10 protein-coding genes are annotated in these 15,081 nt (G+C 67.0%); 6 read left to right on the top strand and 4 right to left on the bottom strand.

Annotated features, from left to right (window positions below; genetic code table 11):
• The first annotated feature begins 65 nt into the window (after nucleotides 1-65).
• Nucleotides 66-1,250 carry a UbiH/UbiF family hydroxylase gene (locus ACFFWD_RS30695; protein ID WP_376971751.1) on the top strand — a complete coding sequence of 395 codons (1,185 nt, stop codon included), beginning with the start codon at nucleotides 66-68 and terminating at the stop codon, nucleotides 1,248-1,250.
• Between the two features lie 10 nt (nucleotides 1,251-1,260).
• Here ACFFWD_RS30695 and ACFFWD_RS30690 read toward each other — a convergent pair whose 3' ends face one another.
• Nucleotides 1,261-2,214: an AEC family transporter gene (locus tag ACFFWD_RS30690; protein ID WP_376971749.1), complete on the bottom strand. Its 954-nt coding sequence runs from the start codon at nucleotides 2,212-2,214 to the stop codon at nucleotides 1,261-1,263.
• A 121-nt stretch (nucleotides 2,215-2,335) separates the two neighbouring features.
• Between ACFFWD_RS30690 and hspQ the strand changes: the two genes are divergently transcribed.
• The gene (gene hspQ / locus ACFFWD_RS30685; protein WP_376971747.1) at nucleotides 2,336-2,668 is read left to right on the top strand and encodes a heat shock protein HspQ; all 333 of its coding nucleotides are present in this window, start codon (nucleotides 2,336-2,338) and stop codon (nucleotides 2,666-2,668) included.
• Nucleotides 2,669-2,757: 89 nt separating this feature from the next.
• Here hspQ and ACFFWD_RS30680 read toward each other — a convergent pair whose 3' ends face one another.
• On the bottom strand, nucleotides 2,758-3,588 hold the full coding sequence (locus ACFFWD_RS30680) for an invasion associated locus B family protein (RefSeq protein WP_376971746.1): 831 nt from the start codon (nucleotides 3,586-3,588) through the stop codon (nucleotides 2,758-2,760).
• Between the two features lie 287 nt (nucleotides 3,589-3,875).
• Between ACFFWD_RS30680 and ACFFWD_RS30675 the strand changes: the two genes are divergently transcribed.
• The 3 genes from ACFFWD_RS30675 to ACFFWD_RS30665 all read left to right on the top strand — a co-directional run bounded on the left by ACFFWD_RS30675 (nucleotide 3,876) and on the right by ACFFWD_RS30665 (nucleotide 8,590).
• A complete protein-coding gene (locus ACFFWD_RS30675) occupies nucleotides 3,876-5,672 on the top strand; it encodes an extracellular solute-binding protein (protein ID WP_376971853.1) in 1,797 nt (598 codons plus the stop codon).
• A gap of 90 nt (nucleotides 5,673-5,762) precedes the next feature.
• Nucleotides 5,763-7,277, top strand: a complete 1,515-nt coding sequence (locus ACFFWD_RS30670) for an AMP-binding protein (protein ID WP_376971744.1) — start codon at nucleotides 5,763-5,765, stop codon at nucleotides 7,275-7,277.
• Nucleotides 7,278-7,363: 86 nt separating this feature from the next.
• Nucleotides 7,364-8,590: a GGDEF domain-containing protein gene (locus ACFFWD_RS30665; RefSeq protein ID WP_376971742.1), complete on the top strand. Its 1,227-nt coding sequence runs from the start codon at nucleotides 7,364-7,366 to the stop codon at nucleotides 8,588-8,590.
• Nucleotides 8,591-8,847: 257 nt separating this feature from the next.
• On the opposite strand, the gene mfd is transcribed toward ACFFWD_RS30665, so the two are convergent.
• Both mfd and ACFFWD_RS30655 read right to left on the bottom strand, forming a co-directional pair.
• Complete coding sequence (gene mfd / locus ACFFWD_RS30660; protein ID WP_376971740.1) at nucleotides 8,848-12,369, bottom strand: transcription-repair coupling factor; 3,522 nt, start codon at nucleotides 12,367-12,369, stop codon at nucleotides 8,848-8,850.
• The gene (locus tag ACFFWD_RS30655) at nucleotides 12,366-12,656 is read right to left on the bottom strand and encodes an FAD assembly factor SdhE (protein ID WP_376971738.1); all 291 of its coding nucleotides are present in this window, start codon (nucleotides 12,654-12,656) and stop codon (nucleotides 12,366-12,368) included. The genes mfd and ACFFWD_RS30655 overlap by 4 nt, the downstream gene beginning before the upstream one ends.
• Before the next feature lie 224 nt (nucleotides 12,657-12,880).
• Here ACFFWD_RS30655 and recG point away from each other — a divergent pair, with 224 nt between their 5' ends.
• The gene (gene recG, locus ACFFWD_RS30650; protein WP_376971736.1) at nucleotides 12,881-14,989 is read left to right on the top strand and encodes an ATP-dependent DNA helicase RecG; all 2,109 of its coding nucleotides are present in this window, start codon (nucleotides 12,881-12,883) and stop codon (nucleotides 14,987-14,989) included.
• Nucleotides 14,990-15,081: the final 92 nt, after the last annotated feature.

The raw sequence follows: 15,081 nt of genomic DNA, 5'->3' as shown, positions 1-15,081 counted from the left end.
GGGCCGGAAACTTTTGCGGTTAACCGCGGCTTGAATTTGCCGCGGACAATGTCAATTGTCCCGGCATGAACGATACAAAGCAGGATTATGACGTTATCGTCATAGGCGGCGGCCCGGCCGGATTGACGGCCGCGATCGCCCTTGGCGACGCCGGTGCGCGGACCGCGCTGTTGGCCCGCCGCGTACCCTATGGCGACAACCGCACCACCGCATTGCTCGGCGCCTCCACCGACCTCCTCGACCGGCTGGACGTCTGGCGGCGCTGCGCCGGCAAGGCGGCGGCGCTCAAGACCATGCGCCTCGTCGACGACACCGGCCGCCTGATCCGCGCGCCCGAGGTGCGGTTCTCCGCCGATGAGATCGGGCGGGAGCAGTTCGGCTTCAACATCGACAACCGCTCGCTGGTCGCGGCGCTCGAGGAGCGCGCCGGCGAGATGTCTGCGCTGACCCGTTTTGACGACGAGGCGGCGGAGATCCACCCCGACGACGCCGGGGTCAGCGTCCTGACGCGCCAGGGCCAACGATTGTCGGCGCGCCTCGTGGTCGGCGCCGACGGCCGCAATTCGCTGGCGCGCGAGGCCGCAGGTATCGAGACCGTCAGCCGCGAGCTCGGGCAGTCCGCCCTCACCTTCAACATCGCGCATACACGGTCACACAAGAACGTCTCGACCGAGTTTCACACCGAACACGGCCCCTGCGTGTTCGTGCCGCTCAGCGGCGACCGCTCGAGCGTGGTCTGGGTCTCCACGCCGAAGGAGGCCGCGCGGCTGATGGCCCTTGGCGATGCGGAATTGTCCGAGGCCGCCGAGAAGCAATCGCATTCCATCCTTGGCCGTGTGCAGGTCGAGCCCGGACGCCACGTGTTTCCGCTCGCGATCAAGCGCCCCCGGCAATTCGCCCGGAATCGTGTCGCGCTGGTCGGCGAATCCGCCCATGTGCTGCCGCCGATCGGCGCGCAGGGACTCAATATGGGACTGCGCGACGCCGCCGACATCGCCGATGTCGTGGGCCCGGCGATCGCGCATGGCGAAGACCCAGGTGCGCCGGCCGTGCTGTCACGCTACCAATCGGCGCGACGCCCCGACGTGACCAGCCGGATGTGGGCGATCGACATCGCCAACCGCTCGCTGCTCAGCGATTTCCTGCCCATGCAGTCGCTGCGTGCCGCAGGCCTGCACATGATCGGGTCGATCGGCCCCTTGCGGCGGCTTGCGATGCGCGAGGGCCTCGCGCCGTCGTGGCGGCGCTAGCAGGGCGTCTTCAAGGGAAGACCAGCCGCCCGGTCTGGATGAACCACATCACGCTGGTCAGCGTGACGACCGAGGCAAACGTGCCGATCAGCACCGCGACCGAGGCCGGCTCGATCCAGGTGTCATTCTGGCGGGCGATCACGAACACGTTGAGTGCCGGCGGCAGCGAGGCCATCAGCACGGCCGTGGCCGCCCAGGGCCGTGCGAACGGGCCGAACAGCAGCATCAGGCCGAACGCCAGCAGCGGATGAATCAACAGCTTGATCGCGATCACGCCGGGCACCTCCCACGGCACCCGCTCGAACGGACGCAAGGCCACGGTGACGCCGAGCACGAACAGCGCCATCGGCGCGGCGGCGTTCTGCAGGAACTGGATGGTTCGGTCGAGCGCGACCGGCAGCGGAATGTGGAACGCCGCCACCAGCGCACCGAACACCGCCGACATGATCAGCGGGTTCTGCACGATCTGCCGCATCACCACGCCGAGCGCATGCAACAGCGAGGGATGGTCACGATCAGTGAGCTCGATCAACAGCGGCACGATTGAGAACAGGAAGATGCTGTCACAGCAGAAGATCAGCGCGGTCGGCGCCGCCGCCTTGGCGCCGAGCACGGCCAGCGCCAGTCCCGGGCCCATGTAGCCGATATTGCCGTAGGCGCCCGAGAGGCCCGCGAGCGTCGCCTCACGCAGGGTGAGACCGCCGAGCGCCTTGCCCACGACCATCGACAGGAAAAACGCGGTCACGGTCCCTAGCGTGGTGGCGATCAGGAATGGCGGGTTGTTCAGTTCCGAAAACGGTGTCTTCGACATGATCCCGAACAGCAGCGCCGGTAACGAAACGTAAAGCAGGAAGAAATTCATCCAGGCGAGCCCGCTCTCGGGCAACCCCTTGGCCTTTCCGCAGGCGAAACCAATGAAGATCAGGCCGAAATACGGCAGCGCCAGATTGAGGATATCGACCATTCTGAAAGTGTTTTCTCTGCCGTATATCGGGCCGGTTGCAGCCGGCTAGAATCGGTAAACCAGGGGTTAAATCGCCGCCATGCCCCTAGCATCGGCCACAATGATGGTCTATCGACGAGGCATGATCAAAGCGCGCACCGCCAAGTTCCAGATCGGGCAGATCGTGCGTCACCGGGTGTTCTCATTCCGGGGCGTGATCTTCGACATCGATCCGGAGTTCAACAACACCGAGGAATGGTGGTTGTCGATCCCTGAGGAGGTTCGCCCCAACAAAGATCAGCCGTTCTATCACCTGCTCGCGGAAAACTCGGAAACCGAATACGTCGCCTACGTCTCCGAGCAGAACCTGCTGCCGGATGATTCCGGCGAACCGATCCGCCATTCGCAGGTCGCCGAGATCTTCGTGAAGGACAAGTCGGGCGGCTACCGCCCGCGCAATCCGTCGCTGAACTGACGGCCCGCCCGTCCGGACGACATTCCGCTCTGTCCAACGAAAAAAGGCGCCCATCGGGCGCCTTTTGTTTTTGCGGTCCGGCCCCGCGCTTACTTCGAAGCGGGGTTGGCCGGAGCGGCTGCGTTGCCGCCCCCGCCCGCGCCTTCAAGCTTCTTGCGCTGCTCTTCGGCGCGCTTCTGCAGCTCTTCCTGCAGCTTCTTCTGGTTTTCCTCGAACTGCTTCGGATCGGTCGGCGGGCCGTCATAGGCCTTGGCGAATTCGCCCGCGAGCGGCAGCGGCAGCGTCAGCGCCGCGCCGTTGGAGTTGATCGCCTGGACCACGAGGTTGTTGCCCTTCTTCATGTTGGCGATCATGTCCGCCGTCGCTTCGTAGTCCGACATGCAGCCGTTCTGGAAGCAGATCACATAGGGTGCCTGCTGCGGCGCGTTGTTGTCGACGATGACGCGGGTGCCGTGGACAAGCTGCATGCCGAGCGGCAGCGTCACGCGCAGGATCTTCTTCGGCTCACCTTCCGGCTCGATAATCACGGCAGCGATGACCGGCTGGCCGGACTCGATGCGGCCGTCCTTGCCGGTGAAGCACACCTGCTTGGCGTTGGCTTCCTGGCCCTTCAGGCAGAACTTGGTCCAGGGTGCATAGATCAGCTGAACCTGCTGATCCTGCGGCGGCTGCTGGGCCGCGGCGGCCGGGGGTTGGCCGCCGGCGGCCGGCGGGGACGCTTGGGCCGCGGGCGCGGGAGCCTTGGGGGCCGCCTTCGGTGCCGCCTTGGGCGCTGCCTTCGGTGCCGCGGGCGCTGGCGTCGCGGGCTGCTGGGCCCGAGCAGCAGGAACCAGAAGCGCTGCGGTGAGAGCCGTCGCCGCCATCAGGGCGACAATTCGCCCACGCGGCCGGACCGGGGCGGCCAAGATACGGAAATTCATTGCGGAAAACCCTTTCTGAACGGCAGCGCCCGAAACCGCTGCAGGCGCCGACACATAGCCGTTTGGGCGGCTGTCTCCTCGTCAATTGAGGCGGATACGTGACAGGGATTCCGCCGGTTCAATTGCACGCCTTCAATACAGCGGCGCGCGGAAAGATCAATGGTGACAAGCGGATTTGAGCTGAAGTCACGGCCGGATCCGAGCCGATGTGATAAGGCTTTGCCGTGGTCGTGCCCGAATCAAATTCGCGCGTTCCGATGACGCGGTCCGGGCGTCGCCGCTCGCGCATGGTCGCACGGCTGGCGCTGGCGCTCGGCCTCGGCGCGGCGGCGGGCCATGCCCGGGCGGCCGAGAGCACCGCGATCGCGATGCACGGCGCCCCGGCCCTTTCCGCCGATTTCGCCCGGATGCCCTACGCCAATCCCGACGCGCCCAAGGGCGGCCGGATGGTCTGGGGCATTCTCGGAACCTTCGACAGCCTCAACCCGCTGATCGTGCGCGGCCTCGCCGTGCAGCAGATCCGCGGCTTCGTGCTCGAGAGCCTGTTGACGCGCGGCAATGACGAGCCGTTCACGCTCTACGGCCTGCTCGCGAGGACAGTCGAGACCGACGACGCGCGCAGCTACGTCACGTTCCGTCTCGATCCCCGCGCCCGCTTCGCGGACGGCAAGCCGGTCATCGCGGAGGACGTGCTGTTCTCCTGGGCGCTGCTGCGCGATCACGGTCGGCCGAACCATCGCCAGTACTATGCCAAAGTCACCAAAGCCGAGGCGCCGGATCCGCTGACGGTGCGCTTCGATCTCACCGGCGCCAATGATCGCGAGCTGCCGCTGATCCTGGGCCTGATGCCGGTGCTGCCCAAGCACGCGGTCAATCCCGAGAGTTTCGAGGAAACCACCCTGACCGGGCCGGTCGGCTCCGGTCCCTACCGCGTCACCGCGGTCAAGCCCGGCGCGAGCGTGACACTGACGCGCAATCCCGACTATTGGGGCCGCGACCTGCCGGCGAACCGCGGCCTCTATAATTTCGACGAGATCCGGCTCGACTTCTACCGCGAGTCCAACGGCCTGTTCGAAGCCTTCAAGCGCGGCCTGTTCGATTTCCGGGTCGAAACCGAGCCGCTGCGTTGGCATGACGGCTACGACTTCCCGGCCGCACGCAATGGCAAGGTGATCCGCGACACCATCAAGACCGGAATGCCGCAGCCCTCGGAGTTCCTGGTCTTCAACACCCGCAAGCCGGTGTTCGCCGATGTCCGCGTCCGCAAGGCGCTGACGCTGTTGTTCGATTTCGAGTGGATCAACCGCAACTATTTCTTCGGCCTGTACGGCCGCAATGGCGGCTTCTTCGCCGGCTCCGAGCTGTCGGCCTATGGGCGGGCGGCCGACGACCGCGAGCGTACGCTGTTGACGCTGGCCAAGGCGCGGATCGACCCCGACATGCTCGACGGCCGCTATCGCCTGCCGATCAGCGACGGCTCCGGCCGCGACCGCACGACGCTGCGCGCGGCTCTCGCTTTGCTCTTGGACGCCGGTTACGACCTCGACGGCACCGTGCTGCGCAACCGCACCACGAAGACGCCGCTCAGCTTCGAGATCCTGGTGACAACGCGCGATCAGGAGCGGATTGCGCTCGCCTATCAGCGCGACCTCAAGCGCGCCGGCATCGAGGCAACCGTACGCGCCGTCGATCCGGTCCAGTTCGATCAACGCCGGCTCGGCTACGAGTTCGACATGATCCAGAATCGCTGGGATCAATCGCTCTCGCCGGGCAATGAGCAGTCGTTCTACTTCGGCAGCCAGGCCGCCGACGTCCCGGGCACGCGCAACTACATGGGCGTCAAGGACCCCGCGATCGATTCGCTGATCGCGGCGCTGCTGGAAGCGCGGGAGCGCCCCGCCTTCGTCTCGGCGGTACGGGCGCTGGACCGGACGCTGATGTCCGGCTTCTACGCAATTCCCGTGTTAAACGCCGCGGAGCAATGGATCGCGCGCTGGAATCGGATAGAACGGCCTTCGACCACGGCGTTGTCGGGGTACCTGCCGGAGACCTGGTGGCAGAAGGCCGATCCGCAGTCCAAGTGACTGCGCCGGCAGTGCGTGCGTCCAAGTGCGTTGTTCCAGTAATCCTGTTCGAGTGACGCGACCTCATCAGATGCAACCGAAGTTGAGCCCGTGAACCAGCAAACGACCGTCTCGCCCACGCTCGACACCCTGTTCAAGCGGATCCTGGTGCGGCAGCCGGAGGCGCTCGCGCTGGTCGATCCCCTCAACAAGCAACGCATCACCGGGCAGACGCGCAAGCGGCTGACCTATGCCCAGGCCGATCGCGCGATCTCCGCGATCGCGGCCCATTTCATCGAGAGCGGGCTGCCGGCCAATTCGGTGATCGCGGTGCAATTGCCCTCCACGATCGAATTCGTGCTGACGGTGCTTGCGGCGCATCGCGTCGGCCTCGTGGTGGCGCCGCTGCCGCTATTGTGGCGCCAAGCCGAGCTCACCGCCGCCCTCAACCGCACGGCGGCGCGGGCGATCGTCACCAGCAGCAAGATCGACGGCGTCTCCTACGCCGACCTCGCGATGAACGCCGCGGCGGAGGCGTTCTCGATCCGCCATGTCTGCGGCTTCGGCAGCGACCTGCCCGAGGGCATGGCCTCGCTCGACCAGGCGATCCTGCAGGACTCCAGGACCTCGCGTTCGGTGATCCAGGACGGCCGCAAGGCGGCGCTGATCTCCTTCGACGTCACCAGCGAAGGGCTCCGGCCGGTGCCGCGCGCGCATTTCAGCCTGATCGCAGGGGGGCTAGCGATGTCGCTGGAGAGCGATATCACCCAGGGCGCGACCATCATGTCGGCGTTTGCGCCGATGTCGTTTGCCGGCCTCTGCGGCTCGCTGGTGATCTGGCTGCTGTCCGGCGGCACGCTGGTGCTGCATCACCCCTTCGACGAGGAGGTGCTGGAGACGCAGATCAACGACCATGCCTGCGACACGCTGATCGCGCCCGCCCAGCTTGCCCTGCGGCTCGACGAGCGCGGCCTGTCGGAGCGCATGCCGAGCCTGCGCACCGTGATCGGCCTCTGGCGCGCGCCGGAACAGGTTGCGTCCAGCGCGTCCTGGACGGCCCAGCGCGCCAGCCTGACCGACGTCTATCTGTTCGGCGAGGCCGGGCAGTTCGGCGCCCGCCGCACCGCGCAGGATGGCGCGCCGGCGCCGATCAAGCCCGGCCCGCATGGCGCGCCGCGCGAGGTGCCGGGTGCCGCGATCGCCGGCGACATCCTGCTGACGCCGAGGGGCACGCTCGGCCTGCGCGGCCCGATGGTCCCGGCCGCCGCCTATGCGCCGCCGCCTCCACCTGATGACACGCTGATCGCGCCGCCGCCGCGCGATTTCGTCGACACCGAATATGCCGCGCGCCTCGATCGGGCGACCGGCGCCATCAGCATCACCGCGCCGCCGTCAGGCGTGATGGCGGTCGGCGGCTATCGCTTCCTTGCCGACGATCTGCAGGAATGGTCGCGCCGCCTCGGCCAGGGCGCGCTGCTCACGGCGCTGCCGGACCGGCTCAGCGGCCATCGGCTGGCGGGGCGCGCGCAGGACAACGCGCGAGCCCGCGACGCGCTGACGGAACTCGGGCTTAACCCGTTGATGGTCGAAGCATTTCGCGACCGTACGAACGCGCCGCTGACCTAACTCCGCGGATTGTGTTGACTCCGCATTAAGCTAACCGACCTAGCATTGCGGCCATTGCGCATGCGTGCATTGGCTTCGAGTTTCTTATGTCCCAGCAAGGCCCGGTTCTCATCGTCTCGGCGACGCCCAAGCCGTCCTTCGCCGCTGTTCTCGATGAGGCAACGCTGTTTCCGGTGGTCACGAGCGGCTGGAGCGAGGCCGGGCGCGCCATCGAACAGGTGCAGCCTGCGGCGGTGATCGCGGCGATGGACCGCGTTGATGCCGCAACCTTTGCCGCGCTGGCGAGGCGTGTCGCCGCCCGCGCGCCCTATCTGCCGCTGATCGCGGTCGACCCGGCGATCGCCCTGCCCGAGACCGCGATCGCGTTCTTCCAGGACAAGCGGCTGCCCGATCGCCTGATCGCGCGGCTCAATGCATCGTTACGCGTGCGCAGCCTGCATGCGACGGTGATGCGGCGCCTGGTGCCGCCGGCACCGATGGCGCTGTCGGACATCGATCCGGCGCGCGAGGCGACCGCACTTCTGATCGGCCGCGGCGGCGCCTATCCGGCGTTGTCGGTCGCGCTCGGCGAGCGCACCGGCGTGGTCGGCGCGCTGAGCATCGAGGCGGCGGCCAAGCATCTCAACAACCGCGACATCGACGGCATCGTGCTCGCCGAAGGTTTCACGCTGCGGGTGATCGACGCCTTCCTCACGGTGCTGACCGAGGACGTCCGCTTCCGCAATCTGCCTGTCGTCGTGATCTCCGACGACCTCGCGCCGAGCTACGACATGCCCAACCTCGAGATCATCGCAGCCGAGCCGCCACGGATCGCCGCGATCGCGCTGCCGCTGATCCGCCAGCACGCCTTCGAGGCACGGCTCAGCCGCACCCTGCGTGCGATCGATGCCGAGGGCCTGATCGATGCGCGCACCGGTCTCCTCACCAGGGCCGCGTTCGACCGCGATTTCGCCACCGCCGTCTACCAGACCATCGAGCGCGGCGGCGGCCTCTCGGTGGCGCGCTTTGCCTTCGAAAGCGCGCATCCCCGCGCCCAGTTCGACGGTGCGCGGATCATCAGCCGCCTGATGCGGCGGACCGATTTCGGCGCCGTGCAGGATGACGGCTCGATCGTGATCGTGTTCGCCGCGACCGACCTGCGCAACGCGCACGCGATCACGCGGCGGCTATCGAGCGTGATGCGCCACACCCGCCACGGCAAGCGCGACGTCGGCGCCGAGCCCACCGTCACGGTCGCCGCGCTGCAGTCGAACGATACGGCGAAATCGCTCTTGGCGCGGCTCCACGCGACGTCGCAGCGCGCGGCGTCGTAGCCGCCGGCGACGGTCTGACCGTGTTGAAACCCATCGCGACGACCTTCAGCTGCGTAGGGTCGGCAAAGGCGCAACGCGCCGTGCCCACCATCCACACTGTGCTCGCGATGGTGGGCACGCTTGCGCTTTGCCCACCCTACGATCCTCGCCGTCATTGCGAGGAGCGAAGCGACGAAGCAATCCATCTCTCCGCGTGCGTGGAAAAATGGATTGCTTCGCTTCGCTCGCAATGACGACGTGGCTGGATGGTGCCAGCCCTACGCCGCCTTCTTGCTCTCGGCAAGGTTGGCGAGCTGGCGCAGGATCTCGGTGGTGCCGGCGAGCCGCTCCTCCGGCGTCTCCCAATCCTGGAGGAACACGACCTTCATGTCGGGGCGGACCTTGGCGGCCTGGCCGTGCTGGCGGATGAAACCGACCAGCCGCTCCGGATGCGCAAAGCTGTTGTCGCGGAACGCGATGACGGCGCCCTTCGGGCCGGCGTCGACCTTCTCGACATTTGCTCTGCGGCAATAGGCCTTGATCGCGGCGACCTTGAACAGATAGCGCACCTCGTCCGGCAGCACGCCGAAGCGGTCGCGCATCTCGGCGGCGAAATTGTCGATCTCCTCGTCGGTGTCGAGATCGGCGAGCCGCCGGTAGAGCGACAGCCGCACGCTGAGATCGTTGACGTAGTCCTCGGGGATCAGGACCGGCATGCCGATCGTGATCTGCGGCGACCAGCGGTCGGCCGCTGGCTCGGCAACGCCGGCCTTGAGGTTGACGATCGCCTCCTCCAGCATCGACTGGTACAGCTCGAAGCCGACTTCCTTGATGTGGCCGGACTGCTCCTCGCCCAACAGATTGCCGGCGCCGCGGATGTCGAGGTCGTGGGACGCGAGCTGGAAGCCTGCGCCGAGCGTCTCCAGCGATTGCAGCACCTTCAGCCGCCGCTCGGCCTGCGCGGTGATCTTCTGCTGCGCCGGCAGCGTGAACAGCGCATAGGCCCGCAGCTTGGAGCGGCCGACGCGGCCGCGGAGCTGATAGAGCTGCGCGAGGCCGAACATGTCGGCGCGGTGCACGATCAGCGTGTTGGCGTTCGGGATGTCGAGGCCGGACTCGACGATCGTGGTCGACAACAGGATGTCGTACTTGCCGTCGTAGAACGCCGACATGATGTCCTCGATCACGGTCGGCGGCATCTGGCCGTGGGCGACCGCGACCTTCATCTCCGGCACGTTCTTGTCGAGGAAATCCTTGACGCTGGCGAGGTCCTCGATCCGCGGCACGACGTAGAACGCCTGCCCACCGCGGTAGCGCTCGCGCAAGAGCGCCTCGCGGATCATCAGCGGATCATGCGGCGCCACGAAGGTGCGGACCGCGAGGCGATCGACCGGGGGCGAGGCGATGATCGAGAGCTCGCGCACGCCGGTCAGCGCCAGTTGCAGCGTGCGCGGAATCGGCGTTGCCGACAGCGTCAGCACATGCACCTGGGCGCGGAGCTGCTTCAGCCGCTCCTTGTGGCTGACGCCAAAGTGCTGCTCCTCGTCGACGATCAGGAGGCCGAGGTCCTTGAACTTGATGGTCTTGCCGAGCAGCGCGTGGGTGCCGACCACGATGTCGACTTGGCCTTCGGCAAGCCCCTTCTTGACCTGGTTCAGCTCTTTCGTTGCGATCAGCCGCGAGGCCTGCGCGACATTGACCGGGAAGCCGCGGAAGCGCTCGGTGAAGGTGCGGGAGTGCTGGCGCGCCAAGAGCGTGGTCGGCACCACGACCGCGACCTGCTTGCCCTCCAGCGCGGCGGCAAAAGCCGCGCGCAGCGCCACCTCGGTCTTGCCGAAGCCGACGTCGCCGCAGATCAGCCGATCCATCGGCCGGCCGCTCTCGAGGTCCTTCAACGTCGAGGTGATGGCGCCGAGCTGGTCCTCGGTCTCTTCATATGGGAATCGCGCGCAGAACTCGTCATAGACATGCGGCTGCAGCGGGAATTTCGGCGCCTCGTGCAGGTGCCGTTCGGCCGCGATCTTGATCAACTCGCCCGCGATCTCGCGGATGCGGTTCTTCAGCTTGGCCTTGCGCGCCTGCCAGCCGCTGCCGCCGAGGCGGTCGAGCTCGACATTGGCGCCGTCGGAGCCGTAGCGCGACAGCAGCTCGATGTTCTCGACCGGCAGGAACAGCTTTGTGTCCGCCGCATAATGCAGCTCGAGGCAGTCGTGCGGCGCGCCGGACACTTCGAGCGTCTGGAGCCCGACGAAGCGGCCGATGCCGTGCTCGACATGGACCACGAGGTCGCCGGTCGACAGGCTCGTCACCTCCGAGATGAAATTGTCGAGCTTGCGGCTCGCCTTGCGCGGCCGCACCAGGCGGTCGCCGAGGATGTCCTGCTCGCTGATGACGGAGAATTCGTCGGTCTCGAAGCCGGATTCCATGCCGAGCACGGCGAGCATGGTCTCGTTGCGCGGCGTCGCCTGCACCGTGCGCCAGGTGTTGACGCTGGTCAGGTTCAGAAGCTTGTGGTCGCGCAGCATCGCGCCCATGCGGTCGCGCGAGCCCTCGCTCCACAGCGCGATCACGACCTTCTTGCGCTGCGCCTGCAAGGCGCCGACATGCGCCACGACCGACTCGAACACGTTGACATTGGCGTCGGTGCGCTCGGGCGCAAAATTACGGCCCTGCCGCGCGCCGGCGTCGAACACGTCGCTCGATCCCTCAGGCACCGCGAACGGCGTCATCCGCGCCAGCGGCGCCTCAGTGAGCAGTTTTGTCCATTCGGCTTCGGTCAGATAAAGCTGGTCGGGCGGCAACGGCTTGTAGATCGCCCCGCCGCCGCCGGGATGCTCCAGCGCCTCGCGGCGGGCCTCGTAGTAATCGTCGATCTGCTTGAAGCGTTCACGCGCAGCGTCCTCGCTCTGCGGCTCGATTGCGACCACGGCGCCGTCGAGATAGTCGAACAGTGTGTCCATCCGCTCCTGGAACAGCGGCAGCCAGTGCTCCATGCCGGGATGGCGGCGCCCTTCGGACACGGCTTCGTAAAGCTGGTCGTCGCGCTCCGGCGCGCCGAAGGCTGCGACATAGCCCATGCGGAAACGGCGGATGGTCTCCGTCGTGAGCTGGAATTCGGAGACCGGAACAAGGTCAAGTCCGCGCATGTCGAGCAAGGTGCGCTGGGTTTCGGCATCGAAGGTGCGGATCGATTCCAGCGAGTCGCCGAAGAAGTCGAAGCGAACCGGCTGGTCGAGGCCGGCGGGAAACAGGTCGAGGATGCCGCCGCGCACCGCATATTCGCCGGGCTCGCGCACCGTCGAGGAGCGCGTGTAGCCGTTGTGCTCGAGCCAGGCGACGATCGAATCCATCGGCACCACATTGCCCGGCGCGACCGACAGTGCCTGCGCCGCGACGAGCTCGCGGGCCGGCACTCGCTGCACCACCGCATTCACGGTGGTCAGCACGATTAGCGGCTTGTCGCTTCCGACCAGCCGCGACAGCTTTGCCAACGCGGTCAGGCGCTGCGCCAGGATGCCCTGATGCGGCGAGACGCGGTCATAGGGCTGACAGTCCCAGGCCGGGACTTGCATCACGCCGATATCGGGCGCGAAGAATTCCAGCGCACGCGCCAACTGCTGCATCCGCGCGCCGTCGCGGCACACCACCGCAAGGCTGACCGCCGAGGGCTTCGGCTTGGCCGCGATCGCGCGCGCGAGATCTGAGATGACAAGCCCCTCCGCGCCTTCGGCAACATTGGCAAAGGTCAGCGCGCGGCCCGCCGCCAGCATTGCGGCCGGCGATTTGACAGGCGATTTCATGCGTTGGGATCCACGGCGCGAAACGCCCTGACGCGGTCGAACAGCGCGGTGGCGTATTCGGCCGGCAGCACCCGGTCGCCGGTCAGCGCGGCATAGAGGTCGGGATCGGGTACCTCGATCAGGCGCTCGAGCTCGCCGAGTTCCTGATCGGACAGACCGGCAATGGTCGCGTCGGCAAAGCGGCCGAGGATCAGGTCCATTTCCCGGGTGCCGCGATGCCAGCAGCGAAACAAAAGCCGCTTGCGGCGGTCATCGAGCCCACCGCTCGATCGTGCCGATCCCGTCATGTCCCAAAATCCATCCAACGCCAAAAGCCCGGACGTGCCGGGCGCGGGTTCATATAGCGGCGGAGGCCGCCGATGTCAGTATCTGTTCTGCATCGATGGCCGGCAAATCGTCATGGCCGGGCATCGCCGTCCGAAGGGCGCCGTCCCCCGTCCAGGCCAAAAAAAGACGTGGATGCCCGGCACAAGGCCGGGCATGACGGAGTGAAACGGTCTTAGATTCGTCAATGCGTCCGAGCCTGCTCAATCCCCTGTTTGCGCCTGTCACGACCCTGCAAGGCGTCGGCCCGAAGCAGGACAAGCTGCTGCGCTATCTGCTCGACCGCGCCGAGACGCCGCGGATCGTCGATCTCCTCCTGCATCTGCCGGCGAGCGTGATCGATCGCCGCGCGCGGCCGAAGATCCGGGATGCCTCGGTCGGAACCGTGGTGACGCTCGAGGTGACCGTCGACCGCCACCGCCCGCCGCCGCCGCGCAATTCGCGCGCGCCCTACCTCGTCTATGCCAGCGACGACACCGGCGACGTCGTGCTGACCTTTTTCCGCAGCCCTCCCAATTATGTCGAGAAGCTGCTGCCGGTCGGCGAGAAGCGTTACGTCTCCGGCACGCTGCAGATGTATGACGGCATCCCGCAGATCGTGCATCCCGACCGCGTCGTCGATGAAGCCGGCTTCGCAAAACTTTCGGGGATCGATCCGGTCTATCCGCTGACCGAGGGCCTCGCCCTCGGCTCGCTCCGCCGCGCCATCGCGCAGGCGCTCACCAAGCTGCCCGATTTGCCGGAATGGATCAGCCCCGAGGTGATCCGCCGCTGCAAGTTCCCGCCGATCCGGGAAGCGCTCACCCGCGTCCATGTGCCGGTCGAACTCACCGACATCCTCCCCGACGGTCCGTTCTGGTCGCGGCTTGCGTTCGATGAATTGCTCGCCGGCCAGCTCGCGCTGGCGCTGATCCGCGCAACGCTGCGCCGGCCGGCAGGCGTCCGCAATGCCGGCGACGGCCATCTGCGCAAGAAGGTCATCGACGCCCTGCCCTATGCGCTGACGAAATCGCAGCGCGAGGCGGTTGCCGCCATCACCGAGGACCTGCACCAGCCGGTGCGGATGCTGCGGCTCGTGCAGGGCGACGTCGGCTCCGGCAAGACCGTGGTCGCGCTGCTTGCGGCGGCCGCGGTCGCCGAGGTCGGCAAGCAGGCCGCGCTGATGGCGCCGACCGAGATCCTGGCGCGCCAGCACATCAAGACCATCGCGCCGCTCGCCGAGCGCGCCGGCTTGCGGGTTGCCATCCTCACCGGCCGCGAGAAGGGCAAGGAGCGCCGCGAACTGCTGGCTCGCCTGGAAGCCGGCGAGATCGATCTGTTGGTCGGCACCCATGCGCTGATCCAGGACGATGTCGTCTACAAGGCGCTGGCGCTGGCTGTCGTCGACGAGCAGCACCGTTTTGGCGTGCGCGAGCGGCTCGCGCTGACCTCCAAGGGCGACGCCGTCGACGTGCTGGTGCTGAGCGCCACGCCTATTCCGCGCACCCTGGTGCTCACCTATTTCGGCGACATGGACGTCTCGGAGCTGCGCGAGAAACCCGCCGGCCGCCAGCCGATCGACACCCGCGCGGTGCCGATGAGCCGGATCGAGGAGGTGATGGACGGCGTCGGTCGCGCACTTGGCTCAGGCAAGCTGGTCTACTGGATCTGCCCGCTGGTCGATGAATCCGAAGCCGAAGGCACCGAGCATCTCACCAACGCCACCGAGCGTTACGAGTCCTTGCAGAAGCGCTTCGGCGACCGCGTCGGCCTCGTGCACGGCCAGATGAAGGGCGCCGAGAAGGATCGTGTGATGGCGCAGTTCGCCGCGCACGAGATCGGCCTTCTCGTTGCGACAACGGTGGTCGAGGTCGGCGTCGACGTGCCGGCCGCGACCATCATGGTGATCGAGAATGCCGAGCGCTTCGGGCTCGCGCAGCTCCACCAATTGCGCGGCCGCATCGGCCGCGGCTCCGAGGCCTCGACCTGCTTGCTGCTCTACAAGGAGCCGCTCGGCGAAATGTCGAAGGCGCGGCTGAAGGTGATCCGCGAGACCACAGATGGTTTCAGGATCGCCGAGGAGGATTTGAAACTGCGCGGCGAAGGCGACGTGCTCGGCATCCGCCAAAGCGGCCTGCCCGGCTACCGCATCGCGCGCTCCGACGTGCACGGCCAGCTCATCACCCAGGCCCGCGACGAGGCGCTGCGGATCCTGAAGGACAATCCGAAGCTGAAGGACGAGCGCGGCGAGGCGCCGCGCTGCCTGCTCTACCTCTACGAACGCGACGAGGCCGTGCCGCTGATCGGCGCGGGGTGAGGCTCACGCGACCGGCAAGGAGGGGCACGCTTTGTAGATACCATGAGGCGGTGAGCATGTCCTTTCCGATAGGTTTGGGTTTCCAACACTCG

The organism is Bradyrhizobium erythrophlei, from assembly GCF_042430365.1.
Taxonomy (GTDB): Bacteria; Pseudomonadota; Alphaproteobacteria; order Rhizobiales; family Xanthobacteraceae; genus Bradyrhizobium; species Bradyrhizobium erythrophlei.
The sequence above is the reverse complement of the archived record's forward strand: the minus strand, read 5'-3'. Positions and strand labels throughout refer to the sequence as shown.

Bases quoted from the DNA above. Each gene is read 5' to 3' on its own strand.
- ACFFWD_RS30695 (WP_376971751.1), top strand. From the start codon at position 66: ATGAACGATACAAAGCAGGATTATGACGTTATCGTCATAGGCGGCGGC.
- ACFFWD_RS30690 (WP_376971749.1), bottom strand. From the start codon at position 2,214: ATGGTCGATATCCTCAATCTGGCGCTGCCGTATTTCGGCCTGATCTTC.
- hspQ (WP_376971747.1), top strand. From the start codon at position 2,336: ATGATCAAAGCGCGCACCGCCAAGTTCCAGATCGGGCAGATCGTGCGT.
- ACFFWD_RS30680 (WP_376971746.1), bottom strand. From the start codon at position 3,588: ATGAATTTCCGTATCTTGGCCGCCCCGGTCCGGCCGCGTGGGCGAATT.
- ACFFWD_RS30675 (WP_376971853.1), top strand. From the start codon at position 3,876: ATGGTCGCACGGCTGGCGCTGGCGCTCGGCCTCGGCGCGGCGGCGGGC.
- ACFFWD_RS30665 (WP_376971742.1), top strand. From the start codon at position 7,364: ATGTCCCAGCAAGGCCCGGTTCTCATCGTCTCGGCGACGCCCAAGCCG.
- mfd (WP_376971740.1), bottom strand. From the start codon at position 12,369: ATGAAATCGCCTGTCAAATCGCCGGCCGCAATGCTGGCGGCGGGCCGC.
- ACFFWD_RS30655 (WP_376971738.1), bottom strand. From the start codon at position 12,656: ATGACGGGATCGGCACGATCGAGCGGTGGGCTCGATGACCGCCGCAAG.
- recG (WP_376971736.1), top strand. From the start codon at position 12,881: ATGCGTCCGAGCCTGCTCAATCCCCTGTTTGCGCCTGTCACGACCCTG.